This is a genomic window from Nonlabens xiamenensis, assembly GCF_003865345.1.
GTDB lineage: Bacteria > Bacteroidota > Bacteroidia > Flavobacteriales > Flavobacteriaceae > Nonlabens > Nonlabens xiamenensis.
On sequence record NZ_RMVE01000002.1, the window covers coordinates 472,486 to 492,054 of the forward strand.

Genomic DNA, 19,569 nt, shown 5'->3' on the forward strand with positions numbered 1-19,569 from the left:
TGTTTTATGCAAAACCTCAATAATCAGGAGTGGAAAGAAAAAATTGCTGAAGATACTAATGCCGTCATCATCGATGTGCGTACAGAAGAAGAAGTAGCCGAAGGCACAATGGAAAATGCACTACATCACGATATCCTTAACCCTCCTGCATTCATGGACGCCATCAATGCCTTGGACAAATCAAAGAATTACTACCTTTTCTGCAGAGCAGGGAGTCGGAGTACGCAGGCTTGTCAAATTATGGAACAAATGGGGTTTGACCAAACTTATAATCTGACCGGTGGTTTCAGCGATTGGGATGGACCTGTTACCCAGAATTCATAGAATGAAAAAGATACTTTCCCTATTACTTGTCATCATGACAATTGCTGCTGTTTACTCCTGTAAAGATAAACAGACTGCCACTATAGTAAAAGTTTCGGCAGAAGAGGCTGATACCTTGATTAAATCTGATGATGTGACCTTGGTAGATGTCCGCCAACAAAGATTCTTCCAAGACCGACACCTGGCAAACGCCATTAATATTCCCGTTGAAAATGACAGCTTAAATGAGGCATTGGACCGTTTGGATCCAAATCAGCCTATCCTTATTTATTGCAATACGGGAAAAAGCAGTGAGCGATGTGCAACCATCCTAAAGGAAAAAGGGTTTAAGAAAATCTATGACCTTGAGGGCGGACTGGAGCAATGGGAAGCCAGCGGTCGTCAGGTCATCATCAAAAACAACTGATTTTATGGAACTGAACAAGATTCCGCAATTGAGGCATACCTCATCCGATAACTTTTTTCTGCTTTCAGGGCCTTGTGCCATTGAAGGAGAAGATATGGCCATGCGTATTGCCGAGCAGGTTGTCAAAATCACTGACAAGCTGGAAATACCCTATGTATTTAAAGGGAGCTTTAAAAAAGCCAACCGCAGTAGGATCGATAGCTTTACAGGGATCGGTGATGAAAAGGCACTAAAAATATTGAGAAAGGTATCAGAGCGATTTGAAATCCCAACAATTACCGATATTCACGAGGTTTCTGACGCCGCCTTGGCCGCCGAATACGTGGATATTCTCCAAATTCCAGCTTTTTTGGTAAGACAAACCGACCTAGTGGTAGCCGCGGCTGAAACTGGGAAAACCGTGAACTTAAAAAAGGGCCAATTCATGTCGCCCGAGAGCATGAAGCATGCTGCCAAAAAAGTAACAGATGCTGGGAACGCACAAGTTATGGTCACTGATCGAGGTACTATGTTTGGTTATCAGGACATGATTGTGGACTTTAGAGGTATACCAACGATGAGGGAGTTTGCACCTACGGTTTTGGATGTGACCCATTCTCTACAACAACCCAATCAATCCAGCGGTGTTACTGGAGGAAGACCGGATATGATTGAAATTATTGCTCGTGCTGGAGTAGTTAATCATGTAGACGGACTTTTCATAGAAACCCATTTTGATCCGAAAAACGCAAAAAGTGATGGTGCAAACATGCTAGATCTTCAATATTTGGAGGGATTATTAAGCAGATTGACAAATATTAGACGCTGCATTCAAACTTTTTAACAAACTTTTATCAATTTACCTAACAGCCCGAATTCAGTAAGAAGCGGGCTGTTTTTTTTGTTTAATTTTTGAATTTTACGGGTTAAATTTCTTAAACAGACATGACATCTGTAACAATGGGCATTTCTCCCAGTCTAATAAGTATTACTCTAATTGTCAAAAACTTATACTATGAAAAATGCATTTCTATTACTAGCCATTATGGCCACCAGTGTATGTGTGGCCCAATCCATTCAAGAGGTGGACTCCTTTTCCAAAATAATGATCCAGGCAGACGCAGATGTAACCATCATGAAATCTACCAAGGACCAAGTGGTTTTTAATGCTCCAGATGATCAATTAAGTGGTTTTACCATTGATTCTAAAAATGGGAATTTGGTGATCAAACAAAACGCCAATAGTATTGATGGTCTTAAAATACGTATCTACACCAACTCGCTCAAAGCCTTATCGGTTTCTGGAAGATCGGATGTTAATCTTCAAAACTTTACCTATGAATCAAATATGGTAATTCAAGCGTCTAACTCTGCAACAGTGAATACTGGAAACACCCAGATCAACGATCTTAAGGTGATCAGAAGTGAAGATAGCAAAGTAGTGGCCCTAAAGGCAGACAAGACTGACGAGGTTATACGCAATGGCTAATCCTATCAAGTCAATTTGATCTATCTCCTATCACTTGCCAAGAATGATAAGGTGGGACGTAAAGCCCCATCTAACAGCAAGTTATAGGAGATTGCTTTTTATTGGATCAACAGTTCCCGAAATGAACTGAGCGAACCTTTGTAAACATTTCCATCTACTAGCGTTTCTATCCCTTGCACGGGAAGTCGATCAGTAAATTGCCAAATCTGCCATGAAGATTCGGGTGCCACCACATTGTTATAGTTTGCGATCCATAATCTAGGATAAGATTTAAAGAAGGGATCAGGTTGCAGGTAATCTAGGTAAAACCTATCACCCGTGTAAATGATGGGATCCACGCCAAACTCTTTTTTTACAATTTCAATCCAGTTTTTGATGCCTTTCCGCAGGGAGGCAAGACTTTGTTTGCTAGACAAATCTTCAATATCCAACACCGGTGGTAAATCTCCTTTCACCAAATTGACTTGATGGATAAAGTTTTGGGCCTGCACAGTGCTATTGACATCTGACCAGTAATAGTGATAGGCTCCTTTAGCAATTCTGCGCTCTCCAGCCGCTTTCCAGTTTTCTTTAAAACGCTGGTCTTTTTCAGTTCCTACACTTGCCCGTATAAAAACAAATTTCAACTGTTTGAGCGTATCTGGGTGCTGCACCTTTTGCCAGTCTATTTTGCCCTGGTGATGTGAAATATCAATGCCTTGTACGGGATACTTTCTAATGTGTTTTTTCAAATAAGCATTACTAGGCAGATTGGTCAACTGCCTGTAATCGTAGCGCTCCCAAACAATTATTCCAAGAATAAGAACAATTCCCATCAAAACGATCGCCGCACCCAACCACCATTTTTTATTCATGGGAAGACAACTTTGGGGTAAGCCTTATTTGCTCCAATTCTTCAAGACAATCCAGAACCACTTGATCATCGATGGTTTCCAAACGATCAAACCTCAATGAACGCAGCATCTTGCGCTGCTCCCCTCCTACCAGTTGATCAACTTGCCGGGTAAGATGTATACCATAAGGCATACCGAGATCAACAAATTCCTTTCGAAAATTAAAAAAACAGAACATCGTCTTGTCATCGAGATAATAAAAAGGCAAGTGCCATTTAAATTTCAATTGAATGTCTGGAAAACGGGATTCAATAAGCATTTGTAAATGCAGCATTATCGCACGATATGGCTCGGGTTTTTCATGAATATAAGTATGGGCTGGGTTCATGAGATAAAACTATTGGTTTTTCCGCTTTCGCGAAAGCGGAATTTGACTAAAATATATACGAGCCTATCAGTGCCAACTAATTTGAATCAACTCCTATCTGCTGTAAAAAGGTAAACGCCCACTATATTTTAATCATTTGCTATGGATAGTCATTCCAAGTTGAAGTTGTCTAGTCGATCTGAAAAAAAAGTTTGCACAATCCACTTTTTTAATTTTACTTTGTATTTCAAAGTACTTTTTTATGACAACAGATCGTTATTTGGAAGACATCAAGGAGATCAAGACCTTAATGAACAAATCCACTCGGTTTATATCGTTAAGCGGGATGAGTGGTATTATGGCTGGCATTTATGCTTTGGTGGGAAGCCTCATTGGTTATTATATCATTACCAATGCGAGGATCCGTGGTAAAGGCGATACGCTGGACCGACTCTTTTCTACTCCGTGGGAATATAATTATAGTTTACAGATATTATTGGTAGCCGCTGGTGTTCTGTTTCTAGCTGTGGTTACCGCCTATTTTCTGACCCGAGCAAAGGCCAAAAAACATCGGCAAAAAGTTTGGACTAAGCAGTCCATCAGATTGGTAAAACACTTTTTAACACCGCTGATTATTGGCGGTGCCTTTACGGTGTGCCTTTTGAATTACAGTCTGGTCGGTTTGATTGCCCCTTGTATGCTCATCTTTTACGGGTTGGCCTGTATTCAGGCGGCTCCCTATACATTGGGAACCGTAAAATACTTGGGGTGGAGTTGTGCTATTCTTGGGTTGATCAACAGCTTATGGATAGGCTATGGATTGTATTTTTGGGCTGCTGGTTTTGGCCTCTGTCATATCATCTATGGAGCAGTCATGTATCTGAAGTACGATAGAAATTAATTTGATGATTAAAAGCACCACTCTTGAGTCTTATCCATAAATTAAATAAAGCCTTTGACCATCGTATCAGATTGGGCATCATGTCTATTCTGGTTGTCAATGATTTTGCCGATTTTAAAGAACTCAAAGAACTGCTTGAAGTTACCGATGGCAATCTGGCCAGTCACGCCAAAGCCCTAGAAAAGGGAGATTACATCAAGGTAGAAAAGTCATTTATCGGTAGAAAACCCAACACCAGGTACCTGGCTACAGACCTGGGTAAAGCAGAATTTTCCAAGCATATCGAGGCACTGGAACAAATTATTAAAGGTCGATAAACCCAATCTTATGAATTCTTTGAAAACATTTTTTTTATCCTTGTACTTTGAAATACAAAGTACTTTTATATTACTAAGAGAGGTATTTGTTACCCACTCCTTTTCCTTGTCTAGTAAAATATATGTGTTTTTCAAATCAGGTCCCTCTTGGAAGCTCCATACAAGGCAATTACTTACCTACCCTCCAAAAAGCTTAGGCTATCACCTGGGATGTTTTTTATTACAACACAAGTTTGAACCTCAACCTAAGTGTGAGGACCATGACATTTTTCACGTCATCACAGGCTATGGTGTGACCACTGCAGATGAAATAGCCATGCAGTATTGGCTTTGGGGAAATGGGAAGCGAAGTCCCTTTGTACTTCTAGCCATGGCGGTCGGCTTGGTGTTATATCCTGAAAAGTATCAGTCATTTAAAACCGCTTATATCAAAGGCCGTCTATCCAGACCCATACATCAATTGGACTTCAAGCGCCATTTGTCATCGCCTATGGATCTCTTTGCAACTATCACTACAACTCAAATCATCAAAAATTAGTACCATGAAAAAATCATTGATTATCTTCTTAGGGGGTATTCTATTTGCCACCTTATTTCACCAGCAGCACTGGGGTTTGAACGCCCTTCTCTATTCGATTTGGCTGGCAGTAACCTTGGCCATACTGAATCCTGGTTCCTTCAAAAAACCTGCAGTAAGTCTGAGTGCGCTGTCCATGTTGGGAAGTTCTACTGCCATTTGCTATCACGGATCTGGCCTCAGTAAGACAACTTTTATACTGAGCTGCCTATTGTTTATAGGCTTTGTGGCACAAGGTCGTTCCAGCGTATATGTGGCTTGGGTAAACGGTTTGTACAATTTTGTTTTTGGTGTTTTCCATGGGGTAATTCATTATGACCCCAAAGCACCAAAGAAAGAAAAGGGCCAATCAGCGCCCACAGGACAAATAATTAAAATCGTTATCATCACTTTGATTCTGGTAGTTCTGTTCACTTTATTATATAGCGGTTCCAATCCGATCATTGAACAAATGTTGGCCAATTTAGACTTTTCTTTTATTGATGTGTTTTGGGTCTTCCTCAGTACGTTAGGTGCATTGATCATGGCCAATATTGCCCAACCCAACTCAATTGAGCACATGACAAACGCAGACCTTGCTCATGGTAATCTATTACATCCGCAAGCCATGAGTGATGCAGATCAAATCTCCGCAAAAAATGAGACTCAAATCGGCACTGTAGCTATTGGGGCATTGGACCTGCTCCTCATCCTCGTACTGGTCACCGAAGTGATATTTCTCACCTCATTGACGGATTACCCTGCTTCGGCATTGTCTGATGCTGTACACTCTGGTGTTTATGCTTCTATTGCGAGTATAATACTGGCGATCATGATCATCGCCTTCGTATTTAGAGGTCGGGTCAACTTTATCAAATCCAATACAAGATTGCGCCAATTGACATACTTGTGGATTTTCTTGAATCTGCTGTTAACAGCAAGTATTTTCTTGAAAAATTTTGCTTACATCAACGACTATGGATTGACCCATAAGCGTCTGGGAGTAATGTTGTACCTGATGTTGGTTGTCATCGGATTAGTCACCACTTACCTCAAGGTTTCTTATCGTCTGAACTTCACCTACCTCATCCGGCGTAACGTCCTTCTGGGCTATTCAGTAATCGCCATTTACGCTACCATCAACTGGTCGGCCATTATATCTCAAGACCAAATTAATACCGGTAAGCCCGACAAGAAATACCTCGCTAAACTGATGCCGCAAAACATTTTGGTATTAGAAGAAAATGGTTTGTTGGAAGAAATACAAGAACAAGAAACCGAGCCCTACAAAACAATTTACCGATTGAAATCGGCCAAATTCATGAAGGAAAGAAATTGGCAGGAATTTAATTACACACTGTACAGATTTCATGAACTAACCAATGACTAGGATCAATAAATTCTCGAGTCACTCCAGTACTGCCTTGAAGTTAGCTTTCGTTTCCTTTGCAAGTGGGACTTTGATATTCATCATCTTTCAGCTGACAGCTTGGAAGGTCATGATACCTATTGGTCTGGGTTTACTGATCATTGCCTTCATTTTCAATTTGCTGTTGTTTGTCCATATGCTCATACAGATAGTTTCAGAAAAAGTCCCCTACGAGGAAGGCCTATTTGTCCTGTATTGCCAATTATTAAATCTACCTATTGCCATTTTTTATATTTCAATCTGTTTATCATGAAAACAACAAATCAATTTGTCGACAAGCAACGCAGAAGTATCGGACTGCTGTGTTTATTATCTGTCCTGTTATTGGGCGCACGTATTAAATTAACCCATGAATTTTTTATGTTGTTCCTGATCTGGAACCTTTTCCTGGCTTTCATTCCTTGGCTGATTTCCCAGTCTTTGGACCGATATATTAGTCAGCTCCAACGTAAAGAATTGAAATGGTCACATCACGGCATCCTATTAGGGGCAACGCTCTTGTGGTTGGCTTTTCTGCCCAACGCACCTTATATTATTACCGACCTGATACATATCAGACACATTCAAGGTCCTTGGCTGATTTATGAAATTTTAATGATTGCTAGCTTCGGGATCACTGGTACCTACTTAGCTTTTCAGAGCCTTCGAGAGATACAAATTATTCTTCAATGGGCAGGATGGCTTCCTAGTCACCTATGGAAAAGAATGTTTTCCTTGCTCGTACTATGCTTGTGCTCGCTTGGTATTTATATAGGTAGGGTACTCAGATACAACAGTTGGGATCTGATCACCCAACCTCAATCTTTGCTGCGAGATATGGTCAGATTGATAGGGTTCCCACGCCAAAATTTGTCCGCGTGGTTAATGATAGCTAGCATGTCCTTGTTTTTATGCCTCAGCTTTATCGTTTTTCAAAAACAAACTACACATCATGATACATCAAAGATTCAGTAAATCATTTTACCTGGTGGCTGCCGTCGCTTTATTTCTAATGGAGACAGCTATTGCCCTCTACGTAACAGATGGGTTTGTGAGGCCATTTTTGGGTGACTTCTTGGTGGTTTGGTTGGTCTATGCCTTGCTGATGTTGATAACTCCATGGCGTCCTATATTCACGGCCGGCCTTAGTCTCTTCATCGCATTTGTTGTAGAATTTGGTCAATACGTAGGTATGATTCAATTCTTGGGACTACAAGATCAAGTATGGGCCAGATGCATTTTAGGCACTAGTTTTTCGGTTTGGGATCTTCTCATGTATACCCTGGGGTGCGTAGGAATTTTGATATTGGAATCACTTCCCTCGCATTTTAAGCCTTTGATTGAGCACTAATTCTTTTTGGGTAAAAAGACCTCGGCCATCATACAACGTACGGAACCGCCTCCCAAGGTCTCAATCGTGTTAATAGACGGATGAATTATCTCGTTATACCGTTCTAGTCGATTGATTTGATCTTGGGCCAGCGATCTGTAAGCCTGATCACTCATGACCAGGAATCGTTTGCCTTCCTCATTGTGCACTTGCATCATGTTGCCAGCAAAAGCGCTGACCTGTTCTTCAGTAATCGCAATGATTTCTTTCCCGTCTTCTTTGAGATGGCGCAACATGTTTTTAGCTTCTTTTTTATCATCTATACTATCCAAACAAACAACAGCAAATTCTTCTCCCAAAGCCATCATGACATTGGTATGGTAGATGGGTAAACGCTGATCGCCAACATTCTGAAAGGCCGTAAAAATCACAGGCGTATATTCAAAATCCTCGCAGAATTCGATGAGAAGCTCCTCATGTGCTCTTGGGGATAAGCTACAGTAAGCTTTTTTATGAACCCTGTCCAGTAACAGACTTCCGGTTCCTTCCAAAAAAACTCCTTCGTCCTCGGCACTGGTGTAGTCAATGATATCTTTAATTTCGAATCCTTCCTTTTCCATCAGCTCCATGGCTTCAGGTCGACGTTCCCTACGTCTGTTTTCGGCAAACATGGGGTAAATGGCCACATCACCATTGGCATGGGTAGAAATCCAATTGTTCGGAAAAATGGAGTCTGGGGTATCATCTTCTTCCCTGTCCTGAACGATCAATACATTGATTCCTTTATTTTGTAGCGCTTTCGCGAAAGCGTCAAATTCTTCTATCGCACGCTGATTGGCATTGATAATCTTAGTTCCTGGGTCCTGGTAATAGTTATTAACCGCGGTTTGCTCGTTCAATCTAAACTTATAGGGACGAACCATAAATATGGTATCTGTAATTTGTTTGAGTTTCATGAATTAATCTCTGATTAAGGGAAGGGTTGAGCATCTCAATAAGCCTTCTTGTTTAGCAATCTCGGCATAGGGAACTTCTTCGACAGTTATGCCGTGACTGCGCAGCCATTGGTTCAGTCTTGTAAAATTTTGCTCAGAAACCACCACATCTGGAGCGATGGAGAAGACGTTGGAATTCATATGATACATCTCTTCAGCGCTGATTTCAAAACAGTTTTCTTTGCCAAAAAAGTCCACCAGGTATTCGTATTCACTTGGCTCCAGAAATCCGTTTCTATGGATAATGCATTTATTTTCGCCTACCGGTTGGAAGCAACAATCCAGATGCAATGCGTTTTGGTACGGGTCCAAATTATCTTTCCTTAAATTAAAGGACACCACCTTTTTATGCGGAAACTGTTGGGTCAACCATTCCACGCCTTCTACATTAGTCCGGGCAATGATGTAATCAGCATAATCAGCTCCTCTATAGGTCCCGACAAAAATATGATCACCGTGAAGCATCACATCTCCACCTTCTATATGAACTTCTTCAGGTGGGCGGATGACCTTTGAAGGCTCAATTTTATCGAGGACATATTGAATGGCATCTAATTCTTCTTCTCTATCAGGCAAGATATTTGCCTTGACAAATGTATCCTCAATGACAAACCCGATATCTCGGGTAAAAATTTGATTACAATCTTCGATCTGCCGTGGTCGAAAAACCTCTACCCCATATTTATGAAATACTGCTGCGACAGCGTCCATCTCTTTGACCATATCCTCATTTTTTGGATACGTGCCAGCTAGGATATGCTGTCGGGACTTGGGATCATACGCATCCTCTAAAGCGGGAACCGGACCATTGCTTTGGGCCGTTCCCAGCACTACTGCCCGCAAGCGGGAGGTCTCGTCTGTGACATGCAGTTTGATTTTTTCCATGCTGCGAATTTAATAATTCTTAGGCAGTGAAAAATGGCCAAAATCATTCCAGAAAACTTGAACTGAATGTGGTATTAAGCTAAAAATTTTCAAAATAACCAACCAAGAATGTTTGGCCAACTGACTATTTAGTCAGGTTCAACATCAAAAATTAAAACATAAAAAAACTCCCAACTTGAAGCCGGGAGTTATTTGTATGATCAGAAGTCTTATTAATTAACGCTCTGCTCTTTCTTTAAAAGCCCTGTGGTTCTCACCGGTATACACCTGACGAGGACGTCCAATAGGCTCCTTGTTTTCTCTCATTTCTTTCCATTGGGCGATCCAACCTGGTAAACGTCCTAAGGCAAACATCACGGTAAACATCTCTACGGGTATTCCCATAGCGCGATAGATGATTCCTGAGTAAAAGTCCACATTGGGATACAACTTACGATCTACAAAATAAGGATCGTTCAATGCTTCTTGCTCTAAACCTTTAGCGATATCAAGGATAGGATCTTCTACACCCAATGCGCCCAATACCTCATCAGCAGCTTTTTTGATGATTTTGGCACGTGGGTCAAAGTTTTTATACACACGGTGACCAAAGCCCATCAAACGGAATGGGTCACTTTTGTCTTTGGCCTTGGCCATATATTTTTTTGTATCACCACCGTCTTCTTTGATGGCTTCCAGCATTTCAAGCACAGCTTGATTCGCACCACCATGCAGCGGTCCCCAAAGGGCATTGATGCCCGCACTCAAGCTGGCAAATAAACCTGCGTGGGAGGATCCAACAATTCTTACGGTACTGGTCGAACAATTTTGCTCGTGATCTGCATGCAGTATCAACAATTTATCCAATGCGTTTACCACCACCGGGTCAAGGTCGTAATCGGCATTGGCCTTTTTAAACATCATTTTAAGGATATTTTCTACATACCCAAGATTGTTGTCACCGTAATCCAATGGCTGACCAGTTCTCTTTCTTAACGCCCAAGCAACCAGAACGGGAAATTTCCCCATAACTTTAACGATGGCCTTGTACATGTCCTCCTCGCTATCCACATTGACAGAGCTAGGATTAAAGGCAATCAAGGCACTGGTGAGTGAGGAAAGAACACCCATAGGATGGGCAGACTTTGGAAAACCGTCAAGTATCTTCTTGACATCCTCATCTACATGAGACTCGGCTTTGATATCATTATGGAATTTCTCCAGTTGTGATTCATTAGGCAGTTCACCAAAGATTAACAGATAGGCTACTTCAAGAAAATCAGCTTTATCGGCCAGGTCTTCGATCGCGTATCCACGGTATCTCAAGATCCCCTCTTCTCCATTGAGAAAAGTAATCGCACTCTGGCAACTACCAGTATTTTTGTATCCAGGATCAATGGTAGTCAACCCACCAGTCAGCCCTCTCAGTGCTTTAATATCAATTGCCTGCTCATTTTCTGTTCCCGTGATGATAGGAAACTCATATTTTTGACCTCCTACCTCTAATATCGCCTTATCTGCCATTGTTTAGTTTTGAATTTAGTGCTTGCGAAAATACATCACAGTCTTTGATTTTCATACGATTTGCGAGCGGAAGTTGACGACTTTAGTATAATTTTTGGGTTTCATTTATACAAATGACAGTTCGGGTGCATGATATTTATATTATTGGGATTCAAAGTGGATAGGTATAGATTTCCAGCCAACTCTTTAAAATAGCAAGGCTTTGTTACGTCAAAAATTGTCCTCATGATAAATTAACCCTAGGCTAGTTGATCAATTTCCAGAACATAAGCAAGAAAGAGAATGGTATAAATGACGCTTTCGCGAAAGCGAATACAAACAAAAGCGACGACCCTTAAAGGACCGCCGCTTGACAGATTCATGTTTCCCAAAAACTAGCTGAATCCTATTTAATAATCAATGGAATGGTAGCTTTCTGAGATGATGCACCCACCACTTGTAGGAGATACATCCCTGAACTAAGGTCATTCCCCAGATGAATCGTTTGTAGACCACTGAACTCGACGCTTGAGGCAAAAATGCGTTGCCCCATTGCGTTGAATAACGTCAGTTTTACAGTCTCACCTTCCAGCTGATCACTGGCGATATAAATGGTACCATCCTGTGTTGGATTAGGGTAAAGGTTGAGGCTATCGGCCAGGCTTTGGTCTGGTTCACTCAGCGTAACATTATCATACTCGATACGGAAACGATCTTCGTTATTCACTCCAGCAATCAACTGAAATGCATAGCTGTTAGTCCCCTGAGTTAGTTGCACCCTTGCATTGGTCAATTGATCCACCAGTGTTGCCGAAATATCTGTAGGTAAATTCAATTGAAGATTCAACACATAGTCATTGCTTCTCATTCTGGTCATGTGTACAAAGCTGGACTCACCAGCTGTTGGGATATCTCTGCGTTCAATACTTAAACGATCAGCACCTACCTGGATAGACATGGTCTCATCCTGATTTGCAAATTTTATCGCATCCTCCTGATCTACCGCGTTGTTGGCGCCAGATTGAAATCTGATGTAAAATTGATCCAAGTTGGTCATCGCATTGACATCCTGTAAACTCACCAAGATACTATAGGTTTGTTGTGGTGTTGAGAAAACATTTAAACGATCCTGGTCTATTGCTTTGTAAGCCTCTTCAAAACGAACACTGGCGGCTCCCGTCGTAGCCATGAACAAGCTTTGACCAGGTTGCAGGTATTTATTGGCTGCACTTAACGGTACAGAAAAACCATCTCCAACTGTCAAATCGATGGTAGTATAACCTCCTCTTACATTGAGTGTTGGATCGAAAATATAAAGGAAGTTGGAATTTAATCCAGTAGTTCCCGCATCGGCCACTACTTGCGTCATATCTACTACTGCCTGATAAGGGTTAGCCAACATGACGAACTCTTCATTTATTGTGGAAAAAGACTGACTGAAAGTACCTTGATGCACGGTACCAGTTGTCCGCAGTGTGGTAGGCGTCGCTGGTGGATTATTTACGGTTATATCTACGGTTCGATCTCCGCGAACCATCAATCTGTAGGGCTCGCCGACTTGTAGATTGGTCATATTGGTATTACCTGGGGAAAACCATGATTGATTATTATTATCAAATCCAAAAAGCGAATAATTTCCGGACGAAGTCACATCAAATCCATCGGCCGCACTTGGCCCAGTAATATGAGTACCAAGACCAGGGGCGTTGGATCCTCCCTCCTGCCAGTTGTCATAAATACTTGTACTGGTATTTACTGAAGAGGCGACAAACCTAAAGGCGCGTCTGGCCGGTATATAACTTTCTACGTTAAAGCTACCGTTGATAGTTGCGGCGCTTGCATCAGCCAGTTGTCCGGTATTGGTGTCGTTACTTTTAAACGTCATCATGTTTCCAGTAGACAGATTTGCTGCTCCCGGATCCAAGACACCATAAATTTCTGTAAGTACAGTAAAGCTGAGATCTGCAGTATCTGCTAGACTAAGATCATGCACCTCGATTGCACCCGTTCCTGAGATGCTTTGCGCACCGACGCCATTCAGTTGAAGACTACCATCTTTGGCATCCAGGAGACCATCTACCGACAAATTTCCTAACACTTCTAAATTCGCATCCACATCCAATCTGCTCATGCTTCCCTGAATGCTTAGGTTATTGATCAATGCATCCGTACCCATCACCGCCACACCGCTCAAAACTTGGGCATCCAACCCAGCTGTTTCCAGATTAGGGGCAAAAGGCGTCCATGAACCAGCGTCATACGTCAAGATAGGATCTTCAATATTGATTTGGAATTCGCCACCCTCCATGATTGTCTGGCTGTCTCCCAGTACAGTAAATCCGAAATCGTCGGTATTGACCAATTCCAAACTGGTATGCGTATAGGTGATTCTATTGTTATTGAGATCATCTTGGGTAAAACTATCTCCCAAATCCAGATCTGCACCACTCAGCTGTAATTCACCGTGAAATACATTCTTGGTAACGATATAAGTCAGGTTGGCATCATTAAAGCCCTCTTGCGAGACCGACAAATCTGCATCATTGATCGTACTTGAGGTATTAAAAGGTAAAGTTTTTCCAATATTCACCGGATTGGTGATGTTGTTGACATATTGTAATCTCCCACATACATCAACACTGAACTCGTGAAAGGTTCCGCCGGTACCAGAAGTTCTGTCGGTAGCCAGCAAAACCCACTCTCCCTGGGCACTTAATCCGTTGAACCTGGAAAAGGCCTGACCTGGACGCTGTACACCAGTAAGCGGTCCTGTATAACCTGGATTACAACCAAATGATTGGGTTCCGCTGTCGCTTACAATCAAGTCAAAATTCTGACCGGCTGCGCACTCCCTATTGTATACTTCTGAGAAACGACCTGATGGTGCACTCAATTGCATCTTGATATGGCCGGTATCGCCATGAGTAGCCCGCATGTAAAAGCTCAGTTCCGTGATTTCGATATCGTCTGGAACGAATACCCTTGCACTTACCGCATTTACATTGGTTTCCCAAACATTATCATTGTTTTCAAAATATTCTTGATCATAAGTATTACATACATCTTGGGACGTCTGGAACGCGCTGATACTGGATAAAGTACCACCTACACAACCGTTGGAAGGCGTGACCCTCCAGTAATAAATTTTACTATGGGTCAAATTAGATGGTTGATATTCCGTCTCGGTCTGAATGTTAGCCGATTCCAAGATAACAGAGAAATCACTGAATTCTGATACCTCGACCAAATAACCAGAGGCACTGGCCAGGTTCTCCCATTGCAGCAGTGGATTGGCCACTTGGTTTCCCGCCCCATTGATAGGTGAGGTTTGGACCACCTTGCCGACTTCGTTGTCAAAAATCTTAAATACAAAATCTTGGGTAATGGTTGCACTAGTAGCAACAGCCTCTACTGTAATATCATATTGACCTGCTTCAACAGCACCGGTGCCACTTATAACAACATCGACCAGTGTATCTGCATTGGCTGTAGCTGGAGTAAATACAGCGGTAAGACCAGCTGGTAAACCTATAGCATTAAAAGTTACCGTTTCATTGAAACCAGGAGCAGCGTTGTAGGTAAAATCAAAATCTGCGTCTGCAGGCTGGCAAGTATTTACTGCAATGTCAGTGGTCGTTAATTCAAAGGTTCCTTCCTTGATTTCAAAATCTGCATTGGTAATATCAAAGAAGTAATTATTCTCTGCCTCAACCATAATTCGTGCCTGCGTGGTTTTAGCGCCCACTGGAAGAGTAACTGCTTGTGAACCATCATTGTTAACTCCACTGGCCAGCGTGATAGGATAAGTTAGACCTCCATCCTGGGAAAGTAAAATATTGACTGTAGTTGAGTAGGTTGAATTATTAGTGCCGTTCACGTTCCAGGTGATTGTTTGGGTTTCACCTTCGTGCCAAATTTCTCCACCTGAGGGCGCATTTACCTCAAATGGTCCGGCAGAGCCGACGGTTAATGTAACACCTGCGTAACTTGTTTGACCTCCATTTGGATTATTATCCCTGATAGTACAGAAGAATCGCATACCTCTTCCCACCGAGGGAAGTGTTTCCCAGGTTGGATCAATGTTGTTGACCAAATCAGGAAGATTGGGGAAATAACGAGTTGGATCAGTAGTAGCAAATTTAGACCTGAAAAGCGGTCCATCTGTGTTGGTGGATACGGGCGGCTGGGTATTTCCAACGGCATTGTCAGCAGCCACATCCAGTTGTTCCCAGTTATAGGTGTATACCTCACCTGGATCAGGTGCGATATCAGATACACCAGTAAGTTTAAATGGGGTTGATCTTGGTACAGTTCTATTGGTCAATCCAACAGAATTGGGAGCTGTGGGATTATTACTACCCAAAGAAACTTGGGTATCACAGTTGTCTCCATCTATACTACCTTGCATTTGAAACAAGCTAATTAGATGGAAATAGGCATCAGAATTGTCTTGAACATTAGGTGCACAAATACCTGCATACCCCATGATCGTAGATGCACTACCTGTTTCATAGGGTTGAGGTGAGGGACTACCTCCAAAGCAACCATTATAAAAAGTGTGATCAGCGCCATATTGATGACCTATTTCGTGGCAAACATAATCAATATCAAAAGGGTCAAACTCTGGTGTAACGATTCCAGTTACCCCACGTTCTTTTCCTGTTCCACATGGACTGACACCAGCTATACCTCCTCCACCGGTCGAAAAAACGTGACCGATATCATAATTAGACGAACCTATTTGATTTTGTAGTGTGGTAACATTCTGGCCCAACATGGCAGATCCAGAATAATTGTCGTATGGATCTGTATTTGGGTTGGTATAAATAACCTGATCATTATTAGGGATCAGTTCAAACTGCATTGACATTTCCTGCTCATACACAGAATTCACACGTGTTAGGGTGACAATGATACCAGCAAGTGCATCTGCCACAGCATTTCCATTTGAATTATCTCCGTCATCATGATAGGCGGTATATTCGGCAGTTGCAGCAATAGCGATTCTATACCTTCTGAAAAATCGATCTTCAAAAGCTTTAGAGAAATCTTGCTCCTCAAAAGCTCTGGCAGTATTATCATCAACAACATCCATCACATGACATTGGAAGTCATCATCAGGGCTGCGGTGTAAATTCCTGCGATTATAAATAACAATAGTATTGGATTGTGATTTGGACAGAGGATCCATGTATTGGATCTGTTCACCGGTCAACAAGCCGTGAAAGCCTTTTGGCGTTATGGTGAAGTACATCTTGTTCAATGCATTATTTACGCTGTGTCCAAAGTAGGACTGAATATTGGGATACTTGGCCTGCAGACCAGGCGATACTGCTCCAGAAGTGTACACTTTAAAAGTTTCAAATTTCCCTGAGCCAACTGGAAAATCTACGGGTATACCCTGCGCACCATCGGCAAAGCGATCCACAGCATTGACCAGTTTGTTGGAAAGCGCTTGCGGATTGACATCGTAAACCTCTATATCATTTGGGGTTTTGAATCTGGACTGATGGCTCACCTTATCTGTCAACCCTGCCTCTGGAGCCAACCATATGGTTTGTGCAGTAGAAGAAATTGCAAATAAAGCACCAATTAGAAATAAGTAAAATCTATTCATTATACTAGTTTTTGGGAATACAAATAAAAACCATACATCTATGATATCTTAATTTTATCCCAAAAACTTGCATTTCAATGGTGTTTATATGCATTTGGTCGACATTTATAAATGCTGAAATATTACCTAAAACAACGAGCCACCTCAATTGAGGTGGCTCGTTCAATAAGAATATAGCTTTAAATTAGATGACCTGATCAGCCGTTTGATTAGTAAAAGGGCTGTATCAGATCGTACTTATATTTGGAAAGCCTTTCTACCTGGGTAGTAGGCGTTTTCAGCCAATTCCTCCTCAATACGGAGCAATTGATTATATTTTGCCATACGATCTGATCTGGAAGCTGATCCTGTCTTGATCTGACCAGTAGAAAGCGCTACTGCAAGATCTGCAATAGTATTGTCTTCAGTTTCCCCACTTCTGTGTGACATCACTGAAGTATAGCCAGCTTTATGAGCCATGGTTACCGCAGCAATCGTCTCGGACAATGTTCCGATTTGATTGACTTTAATCAGAATAGAGTTAGCGATATCCTTTTCAATTCCTTTGGAAAGACGTTCTACATTGGTCACAAATAAATCATCACCCACCAATTGGACACGTTCACCAGCTTTTTCTGTCAACATCTTCCAACCATCCCAGTCATTTTCATCCATACCATCCTCAATAGAGATGATGGGGTACTTATCAGCAAGTTCGGCAAGGTAGGTAGCTTGTTCTTCTGACGTACGGACCACACCTTTGTCGCCTTCAAATTTAGTATAGTCGTACTTGCCGTCTACAAAAAACTCGGCTGCCGCGCAGTCCAGGGCAATCATAATTTCCTTTCCAGGCTCATAACCGGCATTGCGTGTGGCTAACAAAATGGTATCCAAGGCATCTTCTGTTCCATCCAACGTAGGAGCAAATCCACCCTCGTCCCCTACTGCGGTACTCAAACCACGATCATGCAGTACTTTCTTCAAGTGATGGAAGATCTCAGTACCCATTTGCAGGGCTTGTGAAAAGGATTCAGCTTCCACAGGCATGACCATAAATTCCTGAAAAGCAATAGGTGCGTCACTGTGCGATCCACCGTTGATGATATTCATCATGGGAACCGGCAAGGTTGCAGCGCTGATACCACCAATATATTTATATAAAGGTTGGTTAAGTTCGTTGGCTGCTGCTTTCGCGCAAGCGAGAGAAACCCCAAGGATTGCATTAGCACCCAATTTGGCTTTGTTAGGTGTACCGTCCAAATCAATCATCAATTGATCGATATAGGCTTGTTCGAATACAGAAGTTCCTAGTAGCTCTTCGGCGATAAGGGTATTCACATTATTCACTGCCTTACCTACACCTTTTCCCATATAGGAATTTCCGCCATCTCGGAGCTCGACAGCTTCATGTTCACCTGTTGACGCACCAGAAGGCACTGCGGCCCTTCCTAAAACGCCATTGGAAGTAATGACATCTACTTCTACTGTAGGATTACCTCGTGAATCAAATATTTGTCTTGCGTGTACTTCTATTATTGTACTCATGCTGTTACTTCTTTTGTTGAGTTGATTAGATTGATAAATTGGTCAAATAGATAAGTTGCATCATTAGGACCAGGACCAGCTTCTGGGTGATATTGTACAGAGAAACAAGGCTTGGTGTTATGTTTCAGTCCTGCGACGGTATCATCATTGAGATGATAATGAGTAATGCTGATATCTTTATTTTCTTCGGTAGCCTTACGATCTACCGCAAAACCATGGTTCTGTGAAGTGATTTCCCCTTTACCAGTGGCTATATTCATGATCGGGTGGTTGATTCCTCTGTGGCCATTATGCATTTTAAAAGTAGGAATACCGTTGGCCAAAGCGATAACCTGGTGCCCCAGGCAAATACCAAATAAAGGAGCGCCTTCTTCCAAAATATCTTTGGCTACCTGAATAGCATTGGTCAACGGTTCAGGGTCGCCGGGGCCGTTAGACAGAAAGTAACCGTCAGGTTGAAAAGATTTCATTTCCTCAAAACTTGTGTCGTACGGAAATACTTTGATATAAACCCCTCTAGATGCGAGATTACGCAAAATATTCTTCTTGATACCCAGATCTAAAGCAGACACTTTGATCGGTGCGTTTTCATCACCAAAATAATAAGGTTCTTTACAAGAAACTTTAGAAGCCAGCTCCAAACCTTTCATAGAAGGCACATCAGAGAGCTGTTGCTTTAAAGCCTGGATGTCAGTAATATTACTTGAGATGATGGCATTCTGGGCACCGTGATCTCTGATATAAGAAACCAATGCTCTGGTATCCACATCGGAAAGTACCACAAGGTTTTTCTTTTTAAGGAATCCCTGCAGGTCTCCTTGTGCAGCTTCTCTAGAAAATACCTCAGAGAAATTTTTACAAACCAGACCAGCGATCTTGACGGAATCCGATTCATCATCCGCATCAGTCGTTCCATAATTCCCGATATGGGCGTTAGTGGTTACCATGATTTGGCCAAAATAAGAAGGATCGGTAAAAATTTCTTGATAGCCGGTAGTTCCCGTGTTAAAACAAATCTCGCCAGTGGCGGTTCCACCGTCACCTACTGCTTTTCCGTAAAAGATTGTACCATCCTCCAGGAGTAGAATCGCATCTTTTTTCTCTAAATATCCCATAGTGATTGTTTTTCAAAAATATTCAAAAAAAAAAGGATCAA

General features: G+C 41.9%; 18 protein-coding genes. 10 read left to right on the top strand and 8 right to left on the bottom strand.

Annotated features, from left to right (window positions below; genetic code table 11):
• The first annotated feature begins 6 nt into the window (after positions 1-6).
• The 4 genes from EGM47_RS07035 to EGM47_RS07050 all read left to right on the top strand — a co-directional run bounded on the left by EGM47_RS07035 (position 7) and on the right by EGM47_RS07050 (position 2,198).
• Positions 7-324, top strand: coding sequence for a rhodanese-like domain-containing protein (locus EGM47_RS07035; RefSeq protein WP_124980068.1), 318 nt, complete (start codon positions 7-9; stop codon positions 322-324).
• A gap of 1 nt (position 325) precedes the next feature.
• Positions 326-730: a rhodanese-like domain-containing protein gene (locus EGM47_RS07040; protein ID WP_164510836.1), complete on the top strand. Its 405-nt coding sequence runs from the start codon at positions 326-328 to the stop codon at positions 728-730.
• A 4-nt stretch (positions 731-734) separates the two neighbouring features.
• Positions 735-1,553: a 3-deoxy-8-phosphooctulonate synthase gene (kdsA, locus tag EGM47_RS07045; RefSeq protein ID WP_124980070.1), complete on the top strand. Its 819-nt coding sequence runs from the start codon at positions 735-737 to the stop codon at positions 1,551-1,553.
• A 171-nt stretch (positions 1,554-1,724) separates the two neighbouring features.
• Positions 1,725-2,198: a GIN domain-containing protein gene (locus EGM47_RS07050; RefSeq protein ID WP_124980071.1), complete on the top strand. Its 474-nt coding sequence runs from the start codon at positions 1,725-1,727 to the stop codon at positions 2,196-2,198.
• A 98-nt stretch (positions 2,199-2,296) separates the two neighbouring features.
• Here the strand turns inward: EGM47_RS07050 and EGM47_RS07055 are convergent, their stop codons facing one another.
• Both EGM47_RS07055 and EGM47_RS07060 read right to left on the bottom strand, forming a co-directional pair.
• On the bottom strand, positions 2,297-3,052 hold the full coding sequence (locus EGM47_RS07055) for a glycoside hydrolase family 25 protein (protein ID WP_240642326.1): 756 nt from the start codon (positions 3,050-3,052) through the stop codon (positions 2,297-2,299).
• The gene (locus tag EGM47_RS07060; RefSeq protein WP_124980072.1) at positions 3,045-3,419 is read right to left on the bottom strand and encodes a DUF1801 domain-containing protein; all 375 of its coding nucleotides are present in this window, start codon (positions 3,417-3,419) and stop codon (positions 3,045-3,047) included. The genes EGM47_RS07055 and EGM47_RS07060 overlap by 8 nt, the downstream gene beginning before the upstream one ends.
• Before the next feature lie 241 nt (positions 3,420-3,660).
• On the opposite strand from EGM47_RS07060, the gene EGM47_RS07065 reads away from it, so the two are divergent.
• From EGM47_RS07065 to EGM47_RS07090, 6 genes are all read left to right on the top strand, one after another.
• On the top strand, positions 3,661-4,299 hold the full coding sequence (locus EGM47_RS07065; protein WP_124980073.1) for a hypothetical protein: 639 nt from the start codon (positions 3,661-3,663) through the stop codon (positions 4,297-4,299).
• A 23-nt stretch (positions 4,300-4,322) separates the two neighbouring features.
• Positions 4,323-4,616, top strand: a complete 294-nt coding sequence (locus EGM47_RS07070) for a winged helix-turn-helix domain-containing protein (protein WP_124980074.1) — start codon at positions 4,323-4,325, stop codon at positions 4,614-4,616.
• A 10-nt stretch (positions 4,617-4,626) separates the two neighbouring features.
• The gene (locus EGM47_RS07075; RefSeq protein WP_124980075.1) at positions 4,627-5,154 is read left to right on the top strand and encodes a hypothetical protein; all 528 of its coding nucleotides are present in this window, start codon (positions 4,627-4,629) and stop codon (positions 5,152-5,154) included.
• Between the two features lie 4 nt (positions 5,155-5,158).
• Positions 5,159-6,562 (top strand): DUF4153 domain-containing protein, encoded by a 1,404-nt coding sequence (locus EGM47_RS07080; RefSeq protein WP_124980076.1) that lies wholly within the window; start codon positions 5,159-5,161, stop codon positions 6,560-6,562.
• A gap of 288 nt (positions 6,563-6,850) precedes the next feature.
• Entirely contained in the window at positions 6,851-7,555 is a 705-nt protein-coding gene (locus tag EGM47_RS07085) for a DUF1361 domain-containing protein (RefSeq protein ID WP_240642327.1), read from the top strand.
• Complete coding sequence (locus tag EGM47_RS07090; RefSeq protein ID WP_124980077.1) at positions 7,533-7,931, top strand: ribosomal maturation YjgA family protein; 399 nt, start codon at positions 7,533-7,535, stop codon at positions 7,929-7,931. The genes EGM47_RS07085 and EGM47_RS07090 overlap by 23 nt, the downstream gene beginning before the upstream one ends.
• On the opposite strand, the gene ctlX is transcribed toward EGM47_RS07090, so the two are convergent.
• The 6 genes from ctlX to carA all read right to left on the bottom strand — a co-directional run bounded on the left by ctlX (position 7,928) and on the right by carA (position 19,528).
• Positions 7,928-8,866, bottom strand: coding sequence for a citrulline utilization hydrolase CtlX (ctlX, locus tag EGM47_RS07095; protein ID WP_124980078.1), 939 nt, complete (start codon positions 8,864-8,866; stop codon positions 7,928-7,930). The genes EGM47_RS07090 and ctlX overlap by 4 nt on opposite strands.
• A 3-nt stretch (positions 8,867-8,869) precedes the next feature.
• Positions 8,870-9,790, bottom strand: coding sequence for a dimethylarginine dimethylaminohydrolase family protein (locus EGM47_RS07100; RefSeq protein WP_124980079.1), 921 nt, complete (start codon positions 9,788-9,790; stop codon positions 8,870-8,872).
• Positions 9,791-10,006: 216 nt separating this feature from the next.
• Positions 10,007-11,293, bottom strand: coding sequence for a citrate synthase (locus tag EGM47_RS07105; RefSeq protein ID WP_124980080.1), 1,287 nt, complete (start codon positions 11,291-11,293; stop codon positions 10,007-10,009).
• Between the two features lie 385 nt (positions 11,294-11,678).
• The gene (locus EGM47_RS07110) at positions 11,679-16,889 is read right to left on the bottom strand and encodes a reprolysin-like metallopeptidase (protein WP_124980081.1); all 5,211 of its coding nucleotides are present in this window, start codon (positions 16,887-16,889) and stop codon (positions 11,679-11,681) included.
• A gap of 237 nt (positions 16,890-17,126) precedes the next feature.
• Positions 17,127-18,413, bottom strand: coding sequence for a phosphopyruvate hydratase (gene eno / locus EGM47_RS07115; RefSeq protein ID WP_124980082.1), 1,287 nt, complete (start codon positions 18,411-18,413; stop codon positions 17,127-17,129).
• A complete protein-coding gene (carA, locus tag EGM47_RS07120) occupies positions 18,410-19,528 on the bottom strand; it encodes a glutamine-hydrolyzing carbamoyl-phosphate synthase small subunit (RefSeq protein WP_124980083.1) in 1,119 nt (372 codons plus the stop codon). The genes eno and carA overlap by 4 nt, the downstream gene beginning before the upstream one ends.
• Positions 19,529-19,569 lie beyond the last annotated feature (41 nt).